Origin of the sequence: Limnohabitans sp. MMS-10A-178 (assembly GCF_003063375.1) — a bacterium.
Classification (GTDB): domain Bacteria; phylum Pseudomonadota; class Gammaproteobacteria; order Burkholderiales; family Burkholderiaceae_C; genus Limnohabitans_A.
In genome coordinates this window covers 74,206-100,211 of record NZ_NERY01000002.1, presented here as the reverse complement: position 1 = coordinate 100,211, position 26,006 = coordinate 74,206, and the positions used below count along the sequence as shown (strand labels likewise).

26 protein-coding genes are annotated in these 26,006 nt (G+C 53.3%); 10 read left to right on the top strand and 16 right to left on the bottom strand.

The genetic code is table 11. The features are described from left to right. Positions 1-34: 34 nt before the first annotated feature. Positions 35-1,063: a tyrosine-type recombinase/integrase gene (locus B9Z32_RS09470; protein ID WP_108421186.1), complete on the top strand. Its 1,029-nt coding sequence runs from the start codon at positions 35-37 to the stop codon at positions 1,061-1,063. 117 nt (positions 1,064-1,180) lie between these two features. Here B9Z32_RS09470 and B9Z32_RS09465 read toward each other — a convergent pair whose 3' ends face one another. From B9Z32_RS09465 to argH, 4 genes are all read right to left on the bottom strand, one after another. Then, positions 1,181-2,146 carry a LysR substrate-binding domain-containing protein gene (locus B9Z32_RS09465; RefSeq protein ID WP_108421185.1) on the bottom strand — a complete coding sequence of 322 codons (966 nt, stop codon included), beginning with the start codon at positions 2,144-2,146 and terminating at the stop codon, positions 1,181-1,183. Then, on the bottom strand, positions 2,136-3,608 hold the full coding sequence (locus B9Z32_RS09460) for an amidase (protein WP_108421184.1): 1,473 nt from the start codon (positions 3,606-3,608) through the stop codon (positions 2,136-2,138). Before B9Z32_RS09460 ends, B9Z32_RS09465 begins: the two co-directional genes overlap by 11 nt. A gap of 3 nt (positions 3,609-3,611) precedes the next feature. Continuing rightward, on the bottom strand, positions 3,612-4,604 hold the full coding sequence (locus tag B9Z32_RS09455; RefSeq protein WP_108421183.1) for a tripartite tricarboxylate transporter substrate binding protein: 993 nt from the start codon (positions 4,602-4,604) through the stop codon (positions 3,612-3,614). Between the two features lie 121 nt (positions 4,605-4,725). Beyond that, positions 4,726-6,264: an argininosuccinate lyase gene (gene argH, locus B9Z32_RS09450; RefSeq protein WP_108421182.1), complete on the bottom strand. Its 1,539-nt coding sequence runs from the start codon at positions 6,262-6,264 to the stop codon at positions 4,726-4,728. Positions 6,265-6,480: 216 nt separating this feature from the next. On the opposite strand from argH, the gene B9Z32_RS09445 reads away from it, so the two are divergent. The 4 genes from B9Z32_RS09445 (at position 6,481) to B9Z32_RS09430 (ending at position 10,542) form a co-directional block, all read left to right on the top strand. Beyond that, entirely contained in the window at positions 6,481-6,954 is a 474-nt protein-coding gene (locus tag B9Z32_RS09445) for a hypothetical protein (protein WP_108421181.1), read from the top strand. A 1,084-nt stretch (positions 6,955-8,038) separates the two neighbouring features. Beyond that, positions 8,039-9,067: a site-specific integrase gene (locus B9Z32_RS09440; protein WP_108421180.1), complete on the top strand. Its 1,029-nt coding sequence runs from the start codon at positions 8,039-8,041 to the stop codon at positions 9,065-9,067. 207 nt (positions 9,068-9,274) lie between these two features. Beyond that, complete coding sequence (locus B9Z32_RS09435; RefSeq protein ID WP_108421585.1) at positions 9,275-9,730, top strand: bacteriohemerythrin; 456 nt, start codon at positions 9,275-9,277, stop codon at positions 9,728-9,730. Between the two features lie 425 nt (positions 9,731-10,155). Continuing rightward, complete coding sequence (locus B9Z32_RS09430; RefSeq protein WP_108421179.1) at positions 10,156-10,542, top strand: RidA family protein; 387 nt, start codon at positions 10,156-10,158, stop codon at positions 10,540-10,542. A 256-nt stretch (positions 10,543-10,798) separates the two neighbouring features. On the opposite strand, the gene B9Z32_RS09425 is transcribed toward B9Z32_RS09430, so the two are convergent. Beyond that, positions 10,799-12,024, bottom strand: a protein-coding gene (locus B9Z32_RS09425; RefSeq protein WP_369909895.1) for an IS3 family transposase whose coding sequence is annotated in 2 segments (ribosomal slippage) — positions 10,799-11,679 and positions 11,679-12,024 — 1,227 coding nt in all. Because the reading frame shifts where the segments join, the coding sequence is not laid out codon by codon here. A 295-nt stretch (positions 12,025-12,319) separates the two neighbouring features. Here B9Z32_RS09425 and B9Z32_RS09420 point away from each other — a divergent pair. From B9Z32_RS09420 to B9Z32_RS09400, 5 genes are read left to right on the top strand one after another with little or no spacing between them, the layout of a single operon-like run. Beyond that, entirely contained in the window at positions 12,320-12,919 is a 600-nt protein-coding gene (locus B9Z32_RS09420) for a MarR family winged helix-turn-helix transcriptional regulator (RefSeq protein WP_108421178.1), read from the top strand. A 45-nt stretch (positions 12,920-12,964) separates the two neighbouring features. Next, entirely contained in the window at positions 12,965-14,032 is a 1,068-nt protein-coding gene (locus tag B9Z32_RS09415) for an extradiol ring-cleavage dioxygenase (protein WP_108421177.1), read from the top strand. Further along, positions 14,029-14,247 (top strand): hypothetical protein, encoded by a 219-nt coding sequence (locus tag B9Z32_RS09410; protein WP_108421176.1) that lies wholly within the window; start codon positions 14,029-14,031, stop codon positions 14,245-14,247. Before B9Z32_RS09415 ends, B9Z32_RS09410 begins: the two co-directional genes overlap by 4 nt. After that, the gene (locus tag B9Z32_RS09405) at positions 14,244-15,278 is read left to right on the top strand and encodes an amidohydrolase family protein (protein ID WP_108421175.1); all 1,035 of its coding nucleotides are present in this window, start codon (positions 14,244-14,246) and stop codon (positions 15,276-15,278) included. Before B9Z32_RS09410 ends, B9Z32_RS09405 begins: the two co-directional genes overlap by 4 nt. A gap of 29 nt (positions 15,279-15,307) precedes the next feature. Beyond that, positions 15,308-16,096: a 2-keto-4-pentenoate hydratase gene (locus B9Z32_RS09400; protein WP_108421174.1), complete on the top strand. Its 789-nt coding sequence runs from the start codon at positions 15,308-15,310 to the stop codon at positions 16,094-16,096. Positions 16,097-16,392: 296 nt separating this feature from the next. Here B9Z32_RS09400 and B9Z32_RS09395 read toward each other — a convergent pair whose 3' ends face one another. Genes B9Z32_RS09395 through B9Z32_RS09345 form a run of 11 tightly spaced genes read right to left on the bottom strand, consistent with a single transcriptional unit; the run spans position 16,393 to position 25,961 of the window. Beyond that, positions 16,393-17,592, bottom strand: a complete 1,200-nt coding sequence (locus tag B9Z32_RS09395) for a CynX/NimT family MFS transporter (protein ID WP_108421173.1) — start codon at positions 17,590-17,592, stop codon at positions 16,393-16,395. After that, complete coding sequence (locus tag B9Z32_RS09390; protein ID WP_108421172.1) at positions 17,592-17,963, bottom strand: non-heme iron oxygenase ferredoxin subunit; 372 nt, start codon at positions 17,961-17,963, stop codon at positions 17,592-17,594. Before B9Z32_RS09390 ends, B9Z32_RS09395 begins: the two co-directional genes overlap by 1 nt. Positions 17,964-18,003: 40 nt before the next feature. After that, positions 18,004-18,774, bottom strand: coding sequence for an SDR family oxidoreductase (locus tag B9Z32_RS09385; protein ID WP_108421171.1), 771 nt, complete (start codon positions 18,772-18,774; stop codon positions 18,004-18,006). Between the two features lie 9 nt (positions 18,775-18,783). After that, entirely contained in the window at positions 18,784-19,272 is a 489-nt protein-coding gene (locus B9Z32_RS09380; RefSeq protein WP_108421170.1) for an aromatic-ring-hydroxylating dioxygenase subunit beta, read from the bottom strand. 13 nt (positions 19,273-19,285) lie between these two features. After that, a complete protein-coding gene (locus B9Z32_RS09375; protein WP_108421169.1) occupies positions 19,286-20,560 on the bottom strand; it encodes a Rieske 2Fe-2S domain-containing protein in 1,275 nt (424 codons plus the stop codon). A 37-nt stretch (positions 20,561-20,597) separates the two neighbouring features. Continuing rightward, positions 20,598-21,299 (bottom strand): ABC transporter ATP-binding protein, encoded by a 702-nt coding sequence (locus tag B9Z32_RS09370; protein ID WP_108421168.1) that lies wholly within the window; start codon positions 21,297-21,299, stop codon positions 20,598-20,600. Beyond that, complete coding sequence (locus tag B9Z32_RS09365) at positions 21,292-22,050, bottom strand: ABC transporter ATP-binding protein (RefSeq protein ID WP_108421167.1); 759 nt, start codon at positions 22,048-22,050, stop codon at positions 21,292-21,294. The genes B9Z32_RS09370 and B9Z32_RS09365 overlap by 8 nt, the downstream gene beginning before the upstream one ends. Beyond that, positions 22,047-23,018, bottom strand: a complete 972-nt coding sequence (locus B9Z32_RS09360; protein ID WP_158268202.1) for a branched-chain amino acid ABC transporter permease — start codon at positions 23,016-23,018, stop codon at positions 22,047-22,049. Before B9Z32_RS09360 ends, B9Z32_RS09365 begins: the two co-directional genes overlap by 4 nt. Before the next feature lie 8 nt (positions 23,019-23,026). Continuing rightward, positions 23,027-23,893: a branched-chain amino acid ABC transporter permease gene (locus B9Z32_RS09355; protein WP_158268201.1), complete on the bottom strand. Its 867-nt coding sequence runs from the start codon at positions 23,891-23,893 to the stop codon at positions 23,027-23,029. Positions 23,894-23,907: 14 nt separating this feature from the next. Beyond that, positions 23,908-25,095, bottom strand: coding sequence for an ABC transporter substrate-binding protein (locus B9Z32_RS09350; RefSeq protein WP_108421164.1), 1,188 nt, complete (start codon positions 25,093-25,095; stop codon positions 23,908-23,910). A 17-nt stretch (positions 25,096-25,112) separates the two neighbouring features. Further along, complete coding sequence (locus B9Z32_RS09345) at positions 25,113-25,961, bottom strand: alpha/beta fold hydrolase (protein ID WP_108421163.1); 849 nt, start codon at positions 25,959-25,961, stop codon at positions 25,113-25,115. Positions 25,962-26,006: the final 45 nt, after the last annotated feature.

Genomic DNA, 26,006 nt, shown 5'->3' with positions numbered 1-26,006 from the left:
GAATGCTTAGGCTCAGCAACTTTTGAACAAACACATGACACATGAAATCCAAATTGCTCAAAGCACCTTTCTGAGCACGCACATCAAAAAGCGTATTTCAGTTGGCGGTATCGATGTTGACGAAGACTTCGTTAAAGAACTACTGATTAAACATTTGAGACAAGTAGATGCAAATGACCGCCCCACTCTCTCGGACGCTTTTGACATCTACATGGCAGAGAACACATCCGCGCATCGCAGAAAGTTCAAACTCAATGCCAATCAATACTTCAACAGGTTTAGCGCCATGTATGGGGACCTATACCTTGATGAGCTAAAGCACTGGCATATCACCCAATATCGAGACGCCATGCTGGCGCAGGGACTGCATCCAAACAGCGTCCGCAAACACAACAACATCTTGAATGCCATGATCAATATGGCATTCAAACACTTGGACATTGACAGGCTTAGCCCCTTCAGAGGCTTGCAGATACGTGGTGAGGGAGAAAACACAAGGCCAATACCACCCATTACGCCAGAGAAGATTGCCAAGGTCAAAAGCTTCTTGATCTGTCACAACACACCTGCCAGCTTGGTGGGACTGATACAACTCAATACTGGGTTACGGATTTCAGAGCCAACTCTGGCAAGGCTTGAAGACTTGGTGCTTGAACATGAGATTCCGCATCTTTGGGTACGAAAGAACCGACTGACAGATCGCAAAACCAAAGCCAGCATTAGAGCTGTGCCACTAGTTGGCGTATCACTGGATGCAGCTAAAGAGTTACAAGCTAGAGCTTTACATCTCAACTCTCCCTGGCTACTGCCCCAATACGCGAAGGAGTTTGGAGCTTGCTCTTGTTCAGCTATTTTGAACAAGAACCTGCGGCCCTTTGAGTTTCGCAGTCACATGTTTAGGCATGCATTCATCGACAGACTCAAAGCGCGAAATGACATTCCATTGCCATTGGCGGAAAGCATCACTGGGCATGGTCGCGGGCAAACTGACTTCGCGGTTTACGGCAGTGTTGGCTACACGCTCGAGCAAAAGCTACAGGTCATTCAAAAAATAGAGGTCTAATTTTCAAGACATCCAAAGGCACGGGCTATCTCGTGCCTTAATCACGGATACGCCAATGAAGCGCAGTTCACGACCCTGGCAGCTTCGGGCAAGGCATCGCCTCTAAGACCACTTGCCTCAGGCAGTCGCCATTACCGCATTGACTGCGGCGAGATCCTCGGCCAGAACTTCGTCCATAACGCCCAAGAAGCGCGTCACCAGTCTGCTTTCGGGGCGGTGCCGGGGAGCGACCACGTGGCTGGCGAAGACGATGGATGGCTCGAAGCGCCTGATGCACAAGCCGGTGTGATCGGCCGCGATAGCCACTAGCGGATTGACGATGCTTACGCCCAGCCCCAGCCCGACCATCCGACAGATCGTGACCGCATGCGGCGTGTCATAAAGCAGCCTGCGTTTATCGTTGGGTTGAAAGGCCTGATCCACTTTCGCCCGCAACGGATCCGAGGACGCCATCGAGACAAAGCTCATCCCAGTCAGCATTTCAGCTCGGATGACCGTTTTGTGCCGCAATGGATGATCGGCCGGCAGGATGCAAGCGGCCTCGAGGTTGAACGTGCGTTCCACCATGACGTCGGTCGGTTGCGTCAAGATGGCTGCGTCGTCCAGATAAGACACCAGGCCGAAGTCGCAGAAGCGCGATCCCACCCACTGCATCACCATGGAGGTGCTATCGGTGTGTACTGAGATCGGCACATCCGGTGTCAGCGCGTTGAAGCGGGCGATCGTCTTGGGCAGCAGGCTGTAAGACAACGAAGGCACGCTCGCGATGCGCAGCCGGCCATTACCGAACTTACGGATGTTTTCCACCGAAAGCTCCAACCCCTCCAGCCCGACGAACAGCCGCTCCACATCCTGGAACAGCACGTGCGCTTCCAAGGTCGGCACCAGCTTGCCGGGGAGACGGGTGAACAGGGCCAGCCCGGTCTTGTTTTCCAGGCGTGATACAAGTCGGCTGATGTTGGGCTGCGACATGTGCAGCGTGGCTGCCGCGCGGGTCATCGAGCCCGTCCGAATGACGGCGCGAAAGGCCCGAATCTCGTTAAACAGCATCTCGGCGCCGACGGTTGGCAGTTCAGTGGGCATAACCTTCCTCGCTGGTGCGATGGGTCGGGTCGGGGCCTTGCCAGCGACGTGTCACCCCAACCTGCGCAGCTCGCAGGAATTGACCCACAGGCGCAGCGGCCATTACACCGATCGCAGACTCTGCGTGGCCGGCAAAGTCCAGTAGTCTGTCGTCATTGCCCGGCGCGCATGAAAACTGCAAACCAACGGGAAGCCCGGACGCTGGCTCGAGCACCGGCAAACTGATGGCACATAGTCCGAGCACGTTCGCCAGCCGCGTAGGACCCTTGCACAGCTCGGCGGTGTTGAGCAGTGCCTGCGCATCGCCACGTTGGGGCAAAGTCGGGGCAAGATGAAACTTTGTCGGCTGCATCAGCACATCGCATTGGCTAAATATTGATTCCGCTATGCTCATCGTGTCAAGAGATTCGTGGCCCGGCTCGATATTGTTTTCCTGTCGCATGCGGGCGATTCTGCCAGCAACGTCAGGATTGGCAAGCCTGGGCTCGATGTCGAAGCGGCCCTGTCCGTAAACCGAAAAGAACTCGCGTCGTAGGCGATGCTCGTAGAACGCGTCCACCGAAGGTGCGGGAGGCATCGACAGGGGTACGAACTCGGCCCCAAGACGCCTTAGCTGCACCGTCGCCCGGTCGATGGCCTGACGCACCTGAGGGGCACACCTCTCGAATTCATCGAACGCATACCCGATCCGCCATCGGGCAGAGGTCCAAACAGGTGAAACCACAGCGGTCGCAAGTACAGAGCAGATGAGCCGTGTATCTTCAACGGACCGCGCCAGTGTGCCAATGGCGTCGAACGATTCCGACAAAGGCAGCACACCATCGCGGCTCCACAGCGATTGCGTCGGCTTGTAGCCGACCACGCCTGTAAACGCCGCGGGTGACCTCACCGATCCGCCGGTGTCGGTGCCCACAGCGAACCCGCACAGCCCGGCAGCCACCGCTGCGGCCGACCCGTTGGACGACCCACCACAGGCCCGCGCGACTCGGCTGTCCCACGGGTTGCGGGTCGTGCCCCGGAACAGGTTGATGCCGACCCCGCCCATGGCCAGTTCGCACATGGCGGTGATGCCGATGACGATTGCCCCCGCGCGCCGCAACGCTGCGATGAACTCTCCTTCGAACGCGAGTATGTCGGAGACGTCCACCGGCGTGCCGCCACGGCAGTCGGCTCCGTTGACGTAAAAGTTCTCCTTCACAGCGACCGGCACGCCCATCAGCGGGCCCAGGTCGATGCGCTGTTGCAGGAGGCTGTCCAGATGGCTAGCCTGGGCCAGAGCGCTGCTAGAGAGAACCTGAACGTAAGCGCCGAGCGTCGGATTCAGGAGTGCGGCGCGCGCCAAGCAGGCCGACAGAGCCCCGTGAATCGAGACCTGCCCCACGCGCAAGCGGTCGCCGAACCGATGCAGTCCATCGCCGAACGGATCCTCCGGGATGACAAGCCCGGCCGGTGTCTGCGTCATCGTTTACGGCTTGATGTTGTTCGCCTTGATGATCTTCCCCCAGCGCTCGACTTCATCGTTAACATAGCGGTCGAACTCCGCTGCACCTTGGGTGCGCACAGTGAAACCGAAATCTTCAAGCGGCTTTTTGACAGCATCCGAGTGCATCGCTTTGACGATCGCCGCATTGAGCTTGGCGACGACCGCCGGTGGCAGGCCGGCAGGCCCGAAGACGCCGTACCACAGGGCTGCCGAGTAGCCCTTCACGCCCGCTTCGTCGAAGGTCGGCAAGTCAGGAAGCGTGGGCACGCGCTGCTGGGTCGTGACGGCCAGAGCACGAACCTTGCCTCCTTTGATCATGGCGCCCGCTGTTCCCGTGGTGGCGAACGCGAGATCTATCTGGCCGCCGACGACATCCGCCATCTGCGGCGAGCCGCCCTTGTAAGGCACGTGAAGAATGTCGACCTGCGCCATGCTCTTGAATAATTCGCCCGTTAGGTGCGTTGTGGTGCCGATGCCGGTGGAGCCATAGCTGAGCTTACCCGGACTGCGTTTGGCCGCGTTGATCACGTCCTGCAGGCTCTTGAAAGGCCTGTCCAGCGGTGTCAAAAGAACGCCGGGCTCGTCGGCCATGAGGGCCACGTTGGTGAAGGACGTCTTCACTGAGTAAGGCAAGTCGTCCCGTAGCCCTGGGTTAACCGCGTGCGCGGAGGCCGTCACCATCAACGTGTAGCCGTCGGGTTGCGCCCTGGCCACGAAGCTGGTACCGATCACGCCGCCGCCCCCGGCCTTGTTATCTACGATGACAGTCTGATTCAGGGATTTGCCCAGCTCTTGCGCAAGCAGCCTGGCGATGCGGTCGGTTCCCCCTCCAGCGGGGTAGGGAACCACGATTGTGATGGCGCGGCTTGGGAAGTCCGATGCCTGTAATGGCTGGGCCAGCGCGGGGCATGCCGCTGCGGCCCCGGCAACCAGCACGATGCTGAGCAAATTGCGACGCATTTCGATATGATTCATGACAACCTTTCAAAGTGACGAGGGAGGGTGGGATACTGAGCCGATCGTTCGAGCTGATCTTCGGTGTTCAGGTCCTGCGATTTGCGCAGAATCTGTAAGTAGTGCCTTTGGTACTTGAGTCTCATACGCTCGCCAGTTGGCGTAGCCGGTGCTCTGCTGCACTGTTCGCTTTGTCCAGCTTGCAGGCCCAAGCGATGGTCTCCTGTTTGAGCTGGTGAGTCCTTTGTTGAAGCGATGCGATTGAGGCTCGTGTCGTGTCAGGATCGGGCCCACCTTGGGGCCTCGCCCTAACGCAGTTATCCGGGTTCAGCGCTTCTTCCAGACTGCTGCCTTTGATAATCAGGGGATGACCGAGGACTTCTAAGCCGGCCTGCATCACCATGTCGGAGGTAATGCCTGTAGCTGTCAAACCCCGTTCGATGGCCTTTCGAACGACTTGCCCCACGACATGGTGTGCCTGCCGAAAGGACAGTCCGGCGTCGCGTACGAGCAAGTCAGCCACGTCGGTGACGCAGCAGAAGTTCTCTTCGGCCCGTTGCCTCATGAACACAGCTTTCGGCGCCGCGTGCTCAAAGATCAGCCGAAGCAGCTGTGCGGCGTCCACGCATTCTTTGACGCAGGCCTTAAACCCCGTTAGGCTCTCGCGATTGGCATCGCCTGCATGACTGAAGCCGCTGCCCTTGATGGCGGCAGACGCGTTGAAGAGAGCGCCCATCGCGTGTCCGGCTCTGCCCTTGAGGTACTCGAGCACCACCGGGTTCTTCTTCTGCGGCATGATGCTCGAAGTGCTGGCAATCGAGTCGGGAAAGTCGAAGAACCCGAATTCCTGTGAGCCCCAGATGTAGTAGTCCTGCGCGACCCGGCTACTTGTCAGGGAAAAAATGTGCAAGGCCGCGAGGATCTCCAACGAGAAGTCTCGCGACGCGATGGCATCCAGGGTGTTGTTCATCACAAGATCAAAGCCCAGGAGCTTCGCAGTAGCCTGCCGATCGATGGGAAACGTCACTCCCGCAAAGGCCCCGCCACCCATCGGACACTGATTGACGCGCGGATAGCATGCCATCAGGCGATCAATGTCTCGCAGGAACGCGCTGGCCAGAGCATGGAGGTAGAAGCCGTAGGTCATTGGCTGCGCCGGCTGGAGGTGCGTGTAGCCCGGCATCACCGTGGAGGCATGGCGCTGCGCCTGTTCGAGCAAGGTGTCGAGCATGCCGAGCATAGTGTCGATCAGCTGCAGAAGGCTTTCTCGGGCCGCCAATCGCTCGGCTGTCGCCATCATTTCGTTGCGGCTTCGCGCCGTGTGCAGTTTGCCACCAACGAGCTCGCCCACCCGTGCGATTAGGTGAGCCTCGAAATTGAAATATACGTCTTCCTTGCTCGCGTCCATCGGGATTGACGAAGAACCTGACTCGCGAATGGCCAAGAGTTCGGCCGCCAAAGCCCTAGCCGCTGTTTCGTCGATGATCCCGGTGGTATGCAACATCAGCAGGTGCGCAGCGTTCAGCTGGTGCAGGTGGTCCAACGCCGCAGGTACGTCGACGAAACGCTGCGAGTAGATGATCGAACAGACTTCATCAAGCGCCGACTGTACGAGCCTGCCGCTCGCCCGCGGTGTAGATGCGCGGGACGACTGGTTTTGGAGCGGGATCGAGGTATCCATTGATGCAATCTTAGATTGATGGCTTCATGCAGGCTAATTCCAGTCTTTTGGAGACACATCAGGAGTTGATATGGGCGCACCTCGATCGAGATGCTGATTCCGAGTGTGAAAGTAGTGCAGAAGCAAAGTTTGGGATCTCGCACTCCACACCCCAGACTTCAGTAGTTGTAAATCTACACTGGGGAATGCCAAGATTAGATTTGAAAGAGTAAGCAAATGAAAGATCAGACTTTAGACATTAGTGAAAAGTTCGCTGAGCTATCAAAGATCCTAAAAGAGCAATCGGAAGAAATCAAACAGATTAAAAATAACTTAAATGCCCTAATTGAGCAGACAAAGCCAAAGCGGATGGGCGCTTATTTATTTCCTGAATGCGGCTACGAATGGATGTTCGTCCAAATCAAACTGCCTGCTGAAACTTGGATGCGTATCAAAGCAGGAGAGCATGTAAAGGTCGCTGGCAACGGTTGGGTTCCGGAAGAGGGAGTCCAACCAGATCCAAATGATGAACTTTTTTGTTGGGACTCATGGGAATTCAAAGGCGGCATTGGCAAACCAATGTCGGTTTACATGAAGTCTCCACATAACGAATGCGACAGTGAATTTGCATATGAAGGAGTTTTTCGCGAAGAGTTCATTGAGGAGTTCGAGGACGAAAGCATCCTCAAAGTGATAGAAAAAACAAGATAGTTGCTATTAGGATTTCAGCAGCAGTCAGTTATTTATCCGAGATCAGGAATTGAACTAATCTTTACCTTCAAACTTGCACTAACTCTGGACACCTCCTACCCGTCCAGAGCACCGCTATCGTCCAGACCAACTCAAGCGTCCAGACTCTGGACACCCCCTACCTGTCCAGAGCACCCTAAGCGTCAAGATTCTTGACACTATGTTCCCGAGTACGGAGTCGAACTAATCAATACCTTCAAAATTGCATTCACTCTGGACACCCTCTAACCGTCCAGAGCAACTCAAGCGTCCAGACTCTGGACGCTCTGATACCGTCCAGAGCACCTTGACCGTCCAGTTTCTGGACGCTCTGCTTGGTTCTAATTGCGTTGTGTTTTAGCTTACAAAATGATCAAAGCAAATGTTTCCCCCGAGGCATGTTTCCCGAGTGAAACCGAGCCTAAATAACCCCTGGCTAACAAAACCCTAGAGCACTCGAAAAGCTGCATTTTTTTTGCTACAATGCGAGGCTTAGCGAATTTCACAGACGCTCTAAGTCTTAAACACTCTGAATTTCTGTGTACTTTTAAGCTAACAAACCGAATATTCCTCGATAGCTCAGTCGGTAGAGCGCCGGACTGTTAATCCACAATAAAGCCTTTTCAAGAATTTTGAAGAGGATTTTTTTCGTTTAAAAACAAGGAGTTATGGTCGAAACATCAGGCTTTTTGTCAATTACACATATATTGCACAGTTTTATTTACAGGCTTCTCAAGTTAATCATTAATTTACTCTGGACGCTTTCATTTTTAATAATAAAAATTTATTATTCAATTAATTCAAAAATATCAATTCGTATAATATTTTTTAAATACAAATTAATATAAAGGTATTTAATCTATCAGCCGATTAATATTAATAGCCGCTAGTACTTTGGACACCCCACTACCGTCCAGCTCTGGACACTTGCACTGTTGTCTTCAAGTCCTTCCAATGCATCGGGTCACCAAATCTCGGTTGCCCAAGCCTGCGGTCTGAAACTAAATTTGTGTCACAAGAACTCATTGCTGCGATTGCTTAGGCTCAGCAACTTTTGAACAAACACATGACACATGAAATCCAAATTGCTCAAAGCACCTTTCTGAGCACGCACATCAAAAAGCGAATTTCAGTTGGCGGTATCGATGTTGACGAAGACTTCGTTAAAGAACTACTGATTAAACATTTGAGACAAGTAGATGCAAATGACCGCCCCACTCTCTCCGACGCTTTTGACATCTACATGGCAGAGAACACATCCGCACATCGCAGAAAGTTCAAACTCAATGCCAATCAATACTTCAACAGGTTTAGCGCCATGTATGGGGATCTATACCTTGATGAGCTAAAGCATTGGCACATCACTCAATATCGAGACGCTATGCTGGCGCAGGGACTGCATCCAAACAGCATCCGCAAACACAACAACATCTTGAATGCCATGATCAATATGGCATTCAAACACTTGGACATTGACAGGCTTAGCCCCTTCAGAGGCTTGCAGATACGTGGTGAAGGAGAAAACACAAGACCAATACCACCCATCACGCCAGACAAGATTGCCAAGGTCAAAAGCTTCTTGATCCGTCACAACACCCCTGCCAGCTTGGTGGGACTGATACAACTCAATACTGGGTTAAGGATTTCAGAGCCCACTCTGGCAAGGCTTGAAGACTTGGTGCTTGAACACGAGATTCCGCATCTTTGGGTGCGAAAGAATCGACTAACAGATCGAAAAACCAAAGCCAGCATTCGAGCTGTGCCACTCGTTGGCGTATCACTGGATGCAGCCAAAGAGTTGCACGCTAGAGCATTACGCCTTAACTCCCCCTGGCTACTGCCTCAATACGCGAAGGAGTTTGGCGGCTGCTCTTGTTCAGCAATTTTGAACAAGAACATGCGCCCCTTTGAGTTTCGCAGTCACATGTTCAGGCATGCATTCATCGACAGACTCAAAGCGCGAAATGACATTCCCCTGCCGTTAGCAGAAAGCATCACGGGACATGGACGCGGACAAACTGACTTCGCGGTTTACGGCAGCGTTGGCTACACGCTTGAACAAAAGCTACAGGTCATTCTAAAGATTGAGATGTAATTTCTAATTCATCCTGGGGCACGGGCTATCTCGTGCCTTTCGCACTGATGAGGTTTTGAACTGATATAAATAACTACGATCCCATATTCTTCCTGATAGAAAAATAAGATCAGTGAAAAGTGTGACGGTAAAAAATTAAAAAAATTTCTTCAATAGCTTTATTTGGATACCATTCGAGAACATCTAAATAAAATGCTGATCCTCTCTATGACAAATTCTGAACATATTTCTTGGTCTGACCATTGGCTAGTTGGTTTAAAAAAACTAGATGAAGATCATCAAGATTTCGTCAGAATCATTCAGAGTATGCAAGATGCGAATATGGATGAACTTGCAAATCTTCTAGAAAAATTTGAATCAATTGCGAGTTCTCATTTTGATTATGAGAATAAGTTGATGATAGAAACAGAGTTCCCACCTCGCACATGTCATATTGATGAACATAACGCTGTTTTAAAGTCTGTTTCAGAAGTCCGTGCTTTGATCTCTTTGGGGGAAAATAAGATTGTTGAATCTTTGGTGGAGGAGTTAGCGAAATGGTTTCCTGGACATGTTATCCACCTTGACTCCGCTCTTTCGCACTGGATAAGTAAAAAACAATTGGGCGGTAAACCGGTTGTGATTAAGCGCTCTTTGAATCTTCATCACGGCAAATCAGCTTAATCTACAAAAGTGTTCTATTGAGATATTGATTTCTGGTTCATTCAATTACGAACAATCATTTGTCCAGGCTCTTGATACCACCTAATCGTCCAGAGCAGGCTAGCATAAAAAAAGAAACTCAACCTGCTTAGCTTTTGATATACGCAAAATTTCGTCTTGAAGACTGCCTACAAAATTGGGAAATCGCTGATTAAATTACAAGTTGTCAGTTGACCTTTTCCATAAAAGACTCGGCCAACCGAGAAGACAAGGACATAATTATCACCACCGGACAAAGCTAGGATCTGCTTACAAATGCAGATTAATCAATGGGGCAACTTCTCACCTATTTGCGAAAGTTTCCCACTGCGGAGCAATAGACCGGCTTCATCAATTGACAATCCCAGTTGCCGTCTCTTCATTTTCTGAAACACTATAGGACAAAAATGACAAGTTTTCGCATCAACCCCGCATCCTTGAATGGTGAACCCAGCGCCTACTCCAACGGTATCCTAGTGAAGTCATCTGAGGTCACTTTGTATGTCTCAGGCCAAATAGGCGTGGATACAAAAGGCATATGCAGTACTGACTTTGAATCTCAGACGCGCCAAGCATGGCGCAACATTGAAGCCATTCTGAGCGAGGCCGAAATGACGCTCAAAGACATCGTCAAGACCACCATCTTTCTCGTAAACTCAACTGACTACCCTTCATTTGCGAAAGTACGTACAGAGGTGCTGAAAGGCCACAAGCCTGCCTCTACTCTCGTTTACGTATCCGCCTTGGTTAAGCCCGAATGGAAGGTTGAAATCGATGTGATTGCGTCACGCTAATTGAGTAGAACCCGAAACCAAGGAACACATTATCTACATACTCATTGGCGTCCTTCAGCCTCTTTAAATTGCTATTACCAATTTCTAGTGCATTGTTTACAAAGATTACAAAGAGGCCCCTCGGTAATCGTCACCTCTAATTAACATGGCTTTACTTTATTTTTAAAAATTGTTTTTTTATTAGTTTCAAAGTTAACGAATATGCTTCACAAGTTGTTGGTGGTCTTGACCCTGTATTCCAGTACCGCCGGTATGTTTAAGTTACCGATCGCTTCTCCCTGAACAGGCTTGGCGGCAAGTAACCAAGTGCACTGTGCGGGTGATACGAATTGTAGTCATCGAACCAATCTTTCAGTTGGGCCATCACGGTTTTTGAATCAGGCCTGTTAGCCAACTTGGCGTAGTCCCTTTTCAGCGTCTTCACGAAGCTTTCAGCCATGCCGTTACTTTGAGGGCTTGTCACCGGTGTTGTCACAGGCTTTAAGCCTAGTTCCTTGGCAAAGTTTCTTGTCTCAGCAGCTGTGTAGCAGCTGCCGTTATCAGTCAGCCATTCAATCGTTTTGGGCGGCTTGCCGTTTGATCCGAATCGTTTCTCCACAGCTTGCATCATCAAGTCTCCAACCAGTCCTGCATCGATACCTTTGGTGGTTGCTACCCAGCTCATGATTTCTCTGTCGCAGCAGTCCAGTGCAAATGCCACTCTGACTCTCTCCCCGTTGTCGCACGACAGCTCCAATCCGTCTGAGCACCAGCGCGTGTCGCTTTCCTTTACCGCCACTGTGCCTTCGTGCTTTCTGGTGTCTAGAGGTTTCTGACCTTGCCTAAACAGTAGCCAGCCCTCATTGCGCATTACTCGGTAAACCCGCTTATGGTTAATCTGTCGACCGTCGATCTTCAGCCTAGCCCACACTCGCCTGTAACCGTATGTTGCTCGGTCTTTGACCACGCAGGCAATGGCATCCTTGAGGTCTGCGTCGTCAGTTCTAGGTGGTGACTTTCTCAAATCAGCCCATTCAGATGAACGCGTTTTCTTGGTCAATACGTTGCTGCGCGAAATGCTCAACGCCATGCACACCGCCCTTACTGCTCGTCCCCGGGCAATACAGGCGAGCGCACAATCCACTTTTTTGCTTTGGCAAAGTCCACAGCCTCCTTGAGAATCTCGTTCTCCAGAGTCTTGCGGCCAAGCGCACCTTCAAGTTGTTTAATGCGCCTCATGGCCTCTTGAAGTTCAGAGGCTGGGACAACGGTTTCATTGGCACCGACTGCGACCAAAGAACCTTCCAAATAAGCTTTGCGCCACTGAAACAACTGGGCTGCAGTTAATCCATGCTGGCGGGCCACCAAAGACACAGAGCTGCCTGGTTCATTAGTTTGTTTGACGATTTCAAGCTTTTGCTCCGGGGTCCAGCGCCTGCGGCGCTGAACACTGGTGACCACTTCCACCCTGTTAGGTCTTATTGATGACATAGTCATATCCATAGTCGTATTCCTAGTTGTTAGTTTAAGGAATACCGATGGAACTGTCATTCAGGGGGCTAACTCAGTTGGCTTGTCATTCCGACGAGTGTTCTCATTACGACTTTAAAAAATTTTCGATCCTTCATACTTTTGGTGTTTAAAAGTAAGTTTTGGACTTTGATAAGTATTTCAATTTATGAATAATTATTTTTCCCTATAAGCGGGTTTACCCGCAACTGCATTTTGACTTTTACACTTATTGTCTTATTCAGTTGCCCCTTATGCGAAATAATATTTGTTCATTAAATGAAATACTATGAAAAAAACAAATCCAGTTACCCAAATTGAGTGTGAGATAGAGGTGGATTTGGAGGATGTGCAGTTTTCGCACCTTAGCGACCAAGTCTCGGTGGCAGCCGCCCTTGATAAGGCCCTGGACGGGACAGCCCTTTGGGTGTTGCTAGGCCTGTACCGAGCATTTGCGGTGCTTGACCGCGATCAATCCGAAGAAGTGGCCGGCATAGGGTTGTCGCCCCTGCAGTTCAACATACTTACAGTTCTGCAGCGTACTGGCCAGCCCACTACCATGGGCGCACTGGCAGCCATGCTGGTGGTAAAGCCGACAAACCTATCAGGCAATATAAATAGTCTTATCGAACGCGGACTTGTCCAGCGCAAGCTAAACGCGTTGGACCAGCGATGGCTCTTGGCCGCGCTTACGCCGGCGGGCAAGGAATTCCTGGCCAAACACCTACCAAACCACTGGCGTAGGCTGGAGCGGCTGATGTACGGACTTTCCCGCGAGAAGCGAATCCAGCTGGTTAGTTTGCTCAGGGAGCTGCTCGAGTCAATCAATGACGAGCAGGAGCGCGAACGCACCGCAGACAAGAACGAAAAGAAATCCCGCGCTGCCTAAGCTAGACGCAGCAAAATTACTAACCTTGAAGAATTGGAAACATCAATGGCGGAAATTCTCGGATTGGGCCTATCCCACTATCCTCCTTTAGCATCTCCAGACCCGTCAATGGCGGCCATCCTTCGTATGACGCTAGCCGACCCGGGTATTCCGATTAGTGTGAAGTCCCCCGAAAACTGGCCAGCAGCCGCGCAGGCCGAGTGGGGCAGCGACCAAGGCGTGGCAGCTGCTTCTATTCATCGCGCTGCCTTAGTGGAACAGTTCCGAAAGGTTCGAAAGGCACTTGACGATTTCAACCCCGATGTAGTGTTGATCTGGGGCGACGACCAGTACGAGAACTTCAAGGAAGACGTGATCCCGCCCTTCACCGTTTGCGCGTATGACGACATGGACGTCTACCCGTGGCGGCACGCGATCGGATCCTCAATGATGAGCGGCAAGCCCAATGCTTGGGGCGAGAACTTGGACAAGCACTACCGCCTCCGCGGTCGGCGCGATATTGCTAAGCACCTAGTAAGCGGTCTGATCGAAGCTGACTTCGACATAGCCTATGCTTATAAGCCTCTGCATCATGAAAGCCTTGCACATGCTTTCACCAACGCGATCCTTTACTTGGACTATGACCGGGTGGGGTGGGACTATCCCACCATTGCAGTTCCAATCAATTGCTATGGTCGAAAAGTGATCTCAGCTCGAGGATTCATGACTGATTTTGGTAAGCCACTCGATCTGGACCCGCCCGGGCCGTCTCCTAAACGATGCATGGATATGGGTGCCGCCACCGCGCGAATTCTGCGCGATTCGCCTTGGCGTGTGGCCGTTGTGGCATCTTCCAGCTGGTCGCATGCGTTCATGTGTGACAGTACATGGCGTCTGCGACCAGACACCCCGGCCGACCGTAACCTTTACCGCGCATTGGTAGATGGCGATTACGCTTGCTGGCGCAGCGCCCGAACGGAGGACTTCGAGGCCGCGGGTCAGCAGGAACTGCTGAACTGGTGCCCGATGTTAGGGGCGATGGAGGAGTTGGGGGCAAAGCTCGAATGGAGCAATTTCATTGAAACACACATCTTCAACTCAAACAAAGTGTTTGCCGTTTATCAGACAACATGAACAATCCCGTGAGAGCAAAAAAACAAAACTCAGTAAACGTCGAGGCCGAATTATCGTGGGACCGGCTTGTGCTTGCCACGGGCACCCGGCCGATCCGACTGGCGCAACTGGATTCTTTGCCAAGCGAGCATAAGTTGCGAAATTACCCGGTGACGATGCGCGACGGCCAAGTAATGTTATTGAATGCAAATCTAGCAAAGGTACTTAATAAGTGAGCGCCGTTTTACAGAGTGCTGACTGCGATTGCGGCTTAGTCGATGCCCACACCCACTGGGTTCCGCGCCAGTTCCCTGCCTACGTTGGCCAACGCAAAAGTGTAGCCTGGCCTTCTATGGCGCCGGGGGTTGCAGCCTGCGACCGTAACGTGATGCTAGATGGCCGCATCTACCGCACGGTGCCCAACTCAAGCTGGGACAGCAGCCGTCGGCTTCAGGAAATGACGCCCACTGGTGTCACTCATCAAGTGGTATCGCCGATGCCAGAACTTCTGTCTTACTGGCTTGCCGCCGATGACGCCCTTTCGCTCAATTCTTTCATGAATGAGGAGCTAGCTGCAATGGTCAAGGCCGACCCGGCGCACTTCACCGGCTTGGGCGCGGTACCAATGCAAGATGTAGAACTGGCTATCAAAGAGCTAGAGCGCTGCATGGCGCTGGGGCTTGCAGGTGTAGAGGTCGGCAGCAACATCAATGGAAAGCCACTTGGCCACAGCGAACACGAACCTTTCTTTGTTGCAGCCGAATCTCTTGGGGCCGCAATCTTTGTTCATGCCTTGCGACCCGCGGGCTTGGACAGGCTGGTTGGCCCCCCCCTACTTGAGCAAGTCTTGGCCTTTCCTGGTGAAGTCGGTCTCGCCGCCGCCTCGCTTCTCACCTCTGGGACGCTGGCACGCTTGCCGAAGCTGCGTATCGCTTTCAGCCATGGAGGCGGCTCGCTGGCGATGCTACTGCCGCGCCTGCAACACGGCTGGCAGCAATTGCCTCCGATTCGCAAGTTAATGGACCAGTCGCCTAGCGAGCTAGTGCGGAAATTGTTCGTCGACAACCTGGTTTACGACATAGACACAATCCACATCCTGCTGAAAGTCTTCGGCACCTCGCAGGTGCTAGCCGGTACAGACTATCCGTTCCCAATCATGGACCGCGAGCCGGCACAACGTATCGATCAACTGGCGTTGGATGACGCTACTCGCAAAATGCTACGTCAGAATAATGCGCTGCGATGGCTTGGCAAAGAGAGCGCTTGAACCACTTTCACCACCCAAGGAAAATCCTTATGCCCCAAAAATCCGAAGCCATTCATCAGGCAGCAAAAGCGCTGGCGCTAGCAAGAGCCAACCGCAGTCCGATACCGCCAGTATCTATCAGTCATGGAATTGACAGTCTCGATGCTGCTTACTTGGTCGCTGAAATAAACACCCGAATTCGGTTGGAATCCGGCCGCCGTATTGTTGGCCTAAAGGTGGGGTTAACCTCCAAGGCAGTGCAGCAGCAACTGGGTGTAAACCAGCCCGATTTTGGAGTACTTTTCGACGACATGGAGTTTCTCAGCGGGCAGGACGTACCGACCGCTAGGCTGCTGCAGCCGAAGGTGGAGGCCGAGATCGCATTTGTCCTCGGACGGGATGTAACTGGCAGCGCGCCTAGCTACTCAGAGTTTCTATCTTGCTTGAGTTATGCCCTGCCAGCTATCGAGATCGTTGACAGCGCTATTGCTGACTGGAAAATCAGTTTAGTAGACACCGTTGCAGACAATGCCTCATCAGGTCTTTACGTGCTCGGCGACCAACCTATGGCCATAGGCGAGCTATCGCTTGGCGCATTGGGTATGCATATGGAGAAGAACGGACAGCCAGTATCGACCGGCAGCGGCGCGGCCTGCCTCGGCCATCCTTTGCGAGCAGCCTTCTGGCTGGCACGCACCATGGCCGAACGTGGTCAGGGCCTGCGCCAAGGTCAAGTAATCCTGTCTGGCGCACTTGGCCCTATGGTCCCAGTGGCAGCTGGCGATCTGGTTCAGGCTTCAGTAGGGGCCCTGGGCGGCGTTTCATGCCGTTTCATCTGAAAGACATTCCATGAATCGCAAACTAAAAGCGTTCATCGTGGGCAGGGACATTGCATTGGACTGATATCAACATACTGATTCAGGACAGATACATGAAGAATACCGCCATTGTCGCTAAAGAGCCTTCCTCAATAACCTATTATTGCCAGGCACTGTTTGTATGCTGCTCAGCCGAAGTGTGGTAAGGCCCAGCCCGACTCACGATACATCCATACTTGCGAGGCCAACAAAGTCTTCTTGATAATTACTTGTGTCTTTAATTTAAACCGTCGAAGATTTGTATGTCAATTAGGGAATTACTTTTCAGTGGAATTTGACACATTGCGCAAGGCTATATCCCGAGAGCCCGCGAAACCCAACATTGCGCAAGTCAGCCCTGCTATCAGGAACATAGGCGCCATGGCCTGCCATCCACTGCCGCTCGCCAGAGCAGCCGCGCAAGGCGGCCCCGCAAGCGTGCCGATGTTCGACGCTTGGACTACAAGTCCATTCACCGCACCGAGGTTTTGGTGACGAGATGCAATAGCCGGCACAGCGGCATAAATAGAGCCTGGAAGGATGCCACCGAAAAATGAAAACAGGATGCCAAGTCCGATCACAGTAGCAACTGGTGGCATAAGTGCAAAAACTGCGAATCCTGCCGCGGAGAGTGTCACCGAAGACACAAGGACCAACGTAGCAATTGGCACACCTCGCTGCAACAGCCAGCCACCGACAATGTTGCCGGGTACATTCACAATAATCATTAATGCAACCGCCGAACTTACCTGCTCAAGACTAATGCCTTGCTCCAAAAGGTAGGTTGGCATCCAAACCATGAACGACATCCACTGGAAGGTATAAAGGCCAAAAGACGCCGCAAAGCACCATGGAGTAGGCTCGTTCAACCCATGGAGCAATCTGGCGTTGTGCACACCGCCCTTATCGCGTGTGCCAGCGCCGGGGAAATGCTGCCATATAACAACCATCAACACGACCGAGCCAGCCACACCCAACCACCAGCCACCCTGCCAGCCCAAAGCCGGCACTGACCAAGGCGCTATTACCAGCATCAGCGTCATGCCAGTGGCGGTATAGGCACTCCAAATGCCAAGCGCAAGACGCTGAGTATCTGGAGCAACTGACTCGCGAACAAGCACAGGCGCCGCCACGACGATGCACACGAATCCAAGCCCTTCAACAATACGCGACACAAACAGCATCGGCAAGCCGTCACCTGTAACCCCGGTAAGCGCGCCAAAACCTAGCAAAGCCAAGCCTGCCTTCAGCAGCGTGCGGCGACCAAACCGGTCCGCGACTATACCTGTCGCAAGCCCTCCGCAAGCAGCGACCAAATTAAAGATCGAAGCAACCCATCCCATCTGCACCAGCGACGCACCAAAGGCTTCACGCAGTGCCGGAATGGCGGGCGGGAGCTTGCCGATCTGGGTGGCGGCGAATATGCCGCACAGCATCGCCAACGCTGCTCGCGTCCAGGCGGAAGATCCCGTTGACATCAGCCGTCTTCACCAGGACAGAGTTCAGACGAGGGTGCAAGGCGCAATGCATCTCCGACTGCAACGTAAATCGATCCGCCTCGAACTGTAACTCGGTAGGTCTGAATCGGCTGGGTGCAGGGGCTTGCGACCGGCTCGCCAGTGCGGATGTCAAAGCGGCCAAAATGCCACGAACATTCCACCTGGCATCCATCTATGGTTCCTTCCTCCGAAAGTGACGCGTCACCGTGCGAACAACGGTCGTCAGTGACGTAAACCTCACCTTCAATCATATAAATGGCGACGCGGTGCCCGCAAGGCAGCAAGCCACCGGTAATTGCGTCCTTCTCAAGTTCGTCAAGGCGGCAGAGGTAAACAGGTTCGGAGGTCATGAAGAAATTTTCAATTCAATTCAATTCAATTCAATTCAATTCATTGCATTGCGGTCCCGCCATTGATACTTAAGACCTGGCCGGTGATGAAGGCAGCCTCTTCAGAAGCAATATAGCTTACGAACGATGCGATCTCGTCCATTTCGCCAGCGCGGCCCATGGGGATGACTTCGATAAACTTCTTTAAAAGAGCCTCGTTATTTTTCACAAGTTCCACCAACTGGGGGGTGTTGACCGCGCACGGCGCAATGGCGTTGACGGTTATACCGTCATGCACAAATTCGCGCGCCAAGCCGCTGCCAATGGCATGTACTCCGCCTTTCGCAGCGTTGTAGGCGGCGTGGGCATAAAGTCCGCTGCGCACCGAATCTGCTCCCATGTTCACTATGCGGCCATATTGTTGCTTGCGCATGACCGGTAACGCCGCGCGGCAACACCAAATGACCGTCCAAAGGTTTCGATCGATGGTGAGGCGAAGGGATTCAGGCGTCTGCTCAAGGAAAGGGAGAATCACGCCACCACCAGCGTTATTTACCAGTATGTCGAGGCGACCGAAGTTTTCGACTGCCGAGCGGACGGTTTCGATGGCTACAAGCTCCTGCGATAGGTCGCCTGCCACGCCGACGGCATCTCCGCCAATTGACTTTATTAATGCAACCGCTGCGGCCAGGCCTGTTTCATCGGAATCAGCCAAGACCAGCCTCGCACCGTCTGCTGAGAGCCTAGTGGCAACGGCCAGGCCGATGCCGCGGGCGGCGCCGGTAACAACCGCCACGCGGTTCTGATGGGTATGTGCTGTAAATGCCTTCATTTATTACATTCAAAGGATGATGCTAATTCGGCCGTGGGGGCGCAGGGCTTCCATGTCGAGCGTGCAGCGCTTGGATCGAATGCGCAGCGCTCCTTCCCTGCGGACGATGGTGTATTCGCTGCTGCCCACATAGAGATCCACGTTACCGCCCTTGGCGCGGCTTGTGATGAATGCGGCATTGGCCACACAATGATCAGCTGATTGCGAGAAGACGCGAACGTTACTTACTAGGTGCCGCGTCTTCGACCTGGGTTGTTCGGAAAATGCTGTCTTCTTCATTAGCCGCTTGACACGCTCTCCAATTCGAAAGTAGTCGTCAGCGATGTAAAAAAGGTTGCCCTCGGGAGGCGCGTCCTTTGGCAAATCGGTGGCAGGTACGAGGTAACGAGCGTCGTCAGTAAAAAGTGCAAGCCATTCCTCCAGCTTCCAGTCGTCAAGCAGAGCTGCCTCGTTGAACAAAAAGTCTTCGATCTCGGGGCGTGTAAAATTCGTTGTCATGTGACGTGTCTCCTCAATCCTGGTTGTTGCTGTTGCTGAGCATCAGGTTCCACTGAGTCCAGAAGGCGCGCATCTGCACCTCGTCGTCCATAGCAGGAATCTCTCGACCCATGCCCTTGGAAATGTCGTTCCATGCCGCCTCGCGGGCGTTGTCGTAACCCGTCTGGCACTGCTGCAACGCTTCGACGTCATCAGGAGTCGCGAAACCTCCCGGGCCCAGGAACTCGAGGAAGTTCTCGAGTCGGTTCTTGCGTGCCCACTCGTTCTCGCCTATCGGGGCGAGCGCCCATCCGTTTATGTGCTGGTAGTTTGGCGCGAGCGGGTAAAAGGTCCGAATCGTGATAGCCATGATGTCGTTGATGATCAGATTCGGAAAGATCAACAGGTTACGGTTGGTAAGCGCGATGCGCCTTGCCCGCTCTTCCCCAAAGCGTTCGGTAAGGTCTGCTAGCAGGCGGTCGACATCCTGCTTGCCGGTCTCACCCCAGGCCGGAATCGATTGCGCGATCGGGCGACCCCAAGGGGCGGAGTACTGGATCACTGCATGCCCACCCCCTAAGTCGACACCGAAACCTTTCAGGGGCACAGCAGCTAAGGCGCCAGCGGTGCCTTTCAAGTAGTCAAGGTAGCTCGCATGTGTGGTAGCGGCGTGGTAACCATCAATACTATTTTCCACCAACAGCTTCCAGTTGGCCCGGATGCTGTATTCCTGCGTGCCGCCCACCACTTCCATGCCGGCTTCGGAATGGTCAACGACCAGGTCGATATATTCGCGTGCATTACCTAGGTAGTCGAAAAGGGACACAGCTTCTTTGTTGAAGCAGATGAACCAAAAGCCGCGGTATTCTTCTAGGCGCGGCACGCGCGGCAAGTCTACCTCGCCATTTTGATTAATAGACTCACAATATGACTCGACACCCGGCTGGCTCTTGAGTCCGCCGTCGATACCGAAGACCCATCCATGATAAAAGCACTGGAACGACTTGGCGACACCGGCTCTGTCGCGCACAACCGTCGCGCCGCGATGCGGGCAGGTATTTAGGAATGCGTTAACGTTATTTTCCATGTCACGACTAAACACAATATTGCGTCCGCCGACGGTTCGAGTAACGAACTGCCCCAGCTTGGTGACCTCAGATGTGTGGCCAAGGTACAGCCAGCACTTATTAAAAATCACTTCTCGCTCCGCCTCCAGTACTTCCTGGGAGGTGAATGAAACACGCGGAACCTTAAATAGCTTACGCTCTTGATCTACACGTAGCAAAATCTTTTCTTGGAGTAGGCTCATATTTCTCTCTCTTTTTTTGGGTTTGATACAGGCATAGCTAGACGCCCAAGTATTGATTCAACAGGGAATGATCGTTCGCCATCTTTTCGGTAGATCCCTCGGCGACCACTGTGCCTCGCGAGATAAGCGCTACATGGTCGGCAATTGAAAAAACGGTTTCGAGGTTCTGGTCAACGATCACGATTGTCAGCCCGCTTCCACGAAGCGAGCGCAGCACCTTGCGGATCTGTATCACGATAAGAGGCGCTAGCCCTTCGGTGGGCTCGTCGAGAATTAGTAACTGCGGATTAGTCAGCAGCGCGCGACCAATCGCTAGCATTTGCTGTTCGCCGCCCGATAACTGGTCGCCACGGTTGGTGCGGCGCTCGGCCAGCCGCGGAAACACCTCGAACACTCGTTCCAAGGTCCATTCTTCGCCTGACCTTAAAGGTTTGCGCGCAGCCAGAGTCAAACTTTCCAGCACGGTAAGCGAAGGGAATACGCCGCGGTTTTCCGGTACATATGCAACGCCCATAAGCGCTATCTCATGTGTCTGACTATCACTGATGGGCATGCCTTTCAGGCGCACTTCGCCGCGCGTAAGCGGCATCAGGCCGATGAGGCTACGCAGCAGGGTCGTCTTGCCAACACCATTGCGCCCTATTATTCCTAAGTACCGGTCGGGAGAAGCCGTAAGGCTAATTCCGTGCAGTACTGGGATGCGGCCGTAGGAGGCGTAAAGTTCGCTTGCTTCAAGCATGCGCCGGCCCCTTAAAATAGGCTTGCTGCACGCGCTCACTCGCGCGGATCTCAGCCGGGGTACCCTGCTCAAACAAAGCACCACTCTCCAACACGAATACATGGTCTGTCAAACCCTCGATCACCCTTAGGTCGTGCTCAATGACTAGCAGCGTGAGGGAAGATGGTAGTTTGCGCTGCAGCATCCCGACTATGGCGTGTGTCTCTTCCTCGCTCATGCCGGCCGTCGGCTCGTCAAGAAGAAGTACCCGAGGCTCGGTGGCTAAAGCAAGACCCACCTCAAGCTGCCGCAGTTCTCCATATGACAGTTCGGCTGCGCAGGTATCGAGCCGCGCCTGAAGTCCAACCTGCTCTGCAAATTCAATGACGCGGCTCATACCTTCCCGGTCGCGCAGGCGGGGGGTCCATGGATCGAAAAGCCGCCAGCCCCGATAGGACTGAGCCGCCAGGCGAAGGTTGTCAAGCACGGTCAACTCCATGAAGACGCTGGTCTTCTGGAAGCTGCGACCCAGCCCGGCACGCCGGCGCTCGGCCGGGCCTTGCGCGGTAATGTCGATGCCGTCCAGCAGTATGCTGCCGGCAGAGGCCCGCGCAGTACCTGAAAGAAGGTTAAGCAGTGAGGTCTTACCAGCACCGTTCGGACCAAGCACTCCGTAGCGGCGCCCTTGATGCAGGGTGATGGACACGTTATCGATGGCCATGAAACGACCGTAGCGCAAAGTGAGCCCGTTGGTTTGCAGCACAGGGCTCATGACTTCACCCCAGATTGAATTTTTGACACGCTTGCGCGGCGTTCTAGCCAGCGTGTCCGCGAATCAGCTAACAAAGGAACTAGGCCTCGCGGAGCGTAGAGCACGACCCCAACGAACACCAGTCCCAGTACTAGGCGCCAATGGTCGGTGAGCCCGCTTAGGTAGTGAAAAAGCGATAGAAAAATTGCTGCGCCAACCAGCGGCCCATATAAAGCAGTCGCACCGCCCAAGATAACCATCAGGATCACCTCACCGGACGTAGTCCAAAAGAATACAGTAGGATCGACGAAACCAAATAGCGAAGCATGAAGTGCGCCGGCGACGGCTGCCGCGGATCCAGCCATGACGAATCCGGCAAGTTGAAAGGCACGAACGGGGTAGCCTAGCGCGAGCATACGAGCAGGATTCTGGCGAATACCCTCGAAAACAGCGCCCATCTCCGATGCGTCCAGCCTCTTGAGTAGCCAGATAAAACTCACTAAGCAAGCCAGCGCAACGTAAAAGAAGGTTGCCCCGGTGTCTAGGGACAACAGGGATGGAGCATCTTTCCAAAAGGTCGGACGCGGTATCGAAGTCAGGCCGTTGATGCCACCGGACAAGGTTTGAGTCGAAAGAATAAGAACGTACACCAACTGGCACATTGCAATTGTGATCATGACAAATCCAACGCCGCCCAATCTAAGTACGAGCGCTCCGACCAGCAAAGCGATTAGTGCTCCGACCAGCACTGCTACGATTAGAAGTAGGAAAAGATTGTCGGTCATGTAACGTAGTTGAAAAGCAGCAAGATATGCACCGACACCAAAAAACATTCCATGGCCGAAACTGATGAGACCTAGGCGACCGATCAGGATGTTCAAGCTCAGAGCGAAGATGCCCGTGAGAATCAGCTCAATTGCGAACTCGGTCTGCGTGCCACGAGTTACATGCGGTAAAGCAAGAACAAGCAGTGCAAAGATGTAAAACAAGTACCGATTCACGTTGGCCTCGCTACGCCCATCAGGCCCTGTGGCCGGAAAAGCATAAAAAGGATCAGTACGACATAGATCATGGCCGTTGCGAACTCGGCAAGCACGACCTGGCCAAAAACGATCGCGAAGGAAACCAGAAGGCTGGCAAGTAGTGATCCGACTAGCGAACCCATGCCACCCACAACCACGACTACTAATGCCGAGATAAGGATCTCGCTGCCCATGCCGGGATAGGCGGTAAAGAGTGGCACAGCCAGCGCGCCTCCAAGGCCAGCAAGCGCAGCCCCGAGCGAGAACATAAAGGTAAAGAGACGCTTCACGTCGATTCCCAACGCTGCGGCCATCTCACGGTCGTCGACGCTGCCACGCACTTGGGCGCCAAGGTGCGTGCGATTGAACAGCAGTAGCAATGCTCCGACGACGAATACTCCGACAACAACTACGAACGCACGGTATGTCGGCACCTGTATATCGCCTATGGATAGGGTGCCGGCCAGCGAGGGAGGCAATTCGATTATCTGGATTTGCGAGCTCCACAAGATGCGGACCAGTTCGTCAAAACAGAAAACTAGCCCAAAAGTCAGAAGCACCTGCGGGTGCATTCCCTGGCCATAAGTACGCCGTAGTAGCAACCGCTCGAGTATGGCGCCGAGCACTGCTGTCATGAGAGGTGCAAGCACCAGCGCCAGAAAGAAGCTGTCGGTGAGCCGCGCTGCGGTGAGCGCGAAATATGCTCCCGCCATGTACAGCGCTCCGTGTGCGAGATTCACGACATGCATCAGGCCGAAAATCAATGACAGTCCTGAGGAAATCAGGAACAGCAGCACCCCCATTTGCAGGGCGTTTAGTATCTGCTCTGCGATTATGTTCATAGAAAACCTGTGCGTTACAACGCGCATCCCTGGCCCGGATCGCGGACTTGTTCGTAGGTCTTCAGTACCTTGTGCGCCATGCTGCCGTCCGCTTTCTTGACCACCTCCGTGATGTAAACGTTTTGCACCACGTTGCCTGTACGCGCGTCTATGCTTACACGTCCGCGCGGGCTGTCGATCTGCACAGAGGTAAGCGCCTCGCGAACGGCTACTTTGTCCGTCAAGTTACCCTTCATTGCTTCGACTGAAGCCAGTATTAGCTTGGCTGTGTCGTAGCCTTGAACGTGAATCACGTGGGCAACCTTGTTGTACTTTTTGCGGAAAGCAAGTTGGAACGCGTTGTTGCGTGCAGTGTCTATGCTGGCCACATAGTGACCGCTGCCAAGGACACCAAGCGCTGAATCACCCATTGCTCCCCAGAACATCTCGTCTGCCATAAACACCGGCCCGGTAACCTTCATCTTTCCGCTGCGAAGGCCCGATTGCTGGACTTGGTTGACAAAGCGCGGGCCGCCAGTGCCGGGGATAAAGAACCACAATGTTTCAAGACTCGTTGTCTTGGACCGTACATTGGTTATGGTTGGCGCAAAGTCTGAGGTTCCAAGAGCAGGCCATTCTTCAACCGGCGCCTTGCCGCCCTTTTCTTGGAAGCCCTGAGCAAAAGCACCTGCCATCTCCCGACCGGCGTCATAGTTGGATCCGACCGTCAGCGCCGACTTGCCAAGCGTTTCGGCGGCAAACAGGCCCATCGGGTAATTTATTTGCCAGTTAGAAAATGATGTGCGGATTATGTAAGGGCTGCAAGACTTTCCAGTCACTTCATTGTTGCCCGCGTTGGGAACAATCAGAAAAGTCTTACTGCGGTGTATGTCGTCCCGAATCGCCGCGACCACGTGGGATGCGATCGGGCCAACTACGAAGTCGACGTTATCGTCTTTCACGTACTTGCGTACCAGACTCAGGGAGGTCTTTGGATCCTCCTTGTTATCTTCGCTTAGAAGAACGACTTTACGGCCTGCGGCCTGACCGCCAGCTTCCTCAAGTGCAAGATTGAAGCCTTCCATGATGGCCTCTCCATAAAGAGCAAACACTGCGGAAGTGGGCAAAAGCATGGCGATCTTAAGATCCTTGGCCTGAGCGCTAGCGGCGTTTGGTAGGAAAAATGCGGCGGCGATGTTGATAGCGAGTAAGGTTTGCTTCATATTGTCTCCTGTTGGTGTTAATTGAGAATGTGAGTCACTGCGTCGGCTTCAGCCAAGAAATCTTCGACCAGCCGATGGAATCGGCCTGCATGCTCTATCTGGGTCCAGTGGCCACACTGGCCAAAAACATGCAGTTGCGCGCGCGGAATTAGTTCCGCAAGTCGCAACGAAGTGGCTAATGGCAGAACACGATCCTCGCGACCATGGATCACCAAAGTCTGATGAGTAAGGGCAGCGATTTGGTCCTCTGAGCTTGAAAGAGCGTCGACCCACCGCTGGCGTGGTGCCGGAAACATGGCGGAGTAGGCCTCCTGCACTCCAGGACGTGCGCTTGCTTCATAGCGCATGCGAGCCAAACTGTCTGTAAGAAGTGAAGTGTCATAGGCGAATGTGCCCATGATGTCACTCATGTTCTCAACGGAGGGCGTGTAGCCCCAAACGGCATCTAGGGCGGGCGTGAGCTCGAACTTCAAGCCTGCCGCGCCCATAAGGACAAGTCGACGCACGCGCTGCGGTTGCCTGATGGCCAGCGCTAGGGATATGGCTCCACCGAAAGAGTTGCCAACAAGGTCTGCCTGTTTGATGTTTAACGCATCCAAAAAACCGATGGCCTGTCTCACCCAAGCATCCATGCTGTAAGCGCCGTTTTCAAAACTCTCGCTGTATCCAAATCCTGCCATGTCGAGTGCCAACACCCTGCGTCCCTTGGCAAGTTCTGGGATTGCCAGGCGCCAGTTGGCCCAAGCGCTTACTCCAGGCCCGGATCCATGGATCAATACTACTGGCGAGCCACTACCCATGTCGTGGTAATTCGTTTTTGTACCAGCTGCGACGATTGATTTCCCAATTTCTTGCGATGTAATCATATATATTTTTCTATAATTTTGAGAATATTAAATTAATCAAAAATT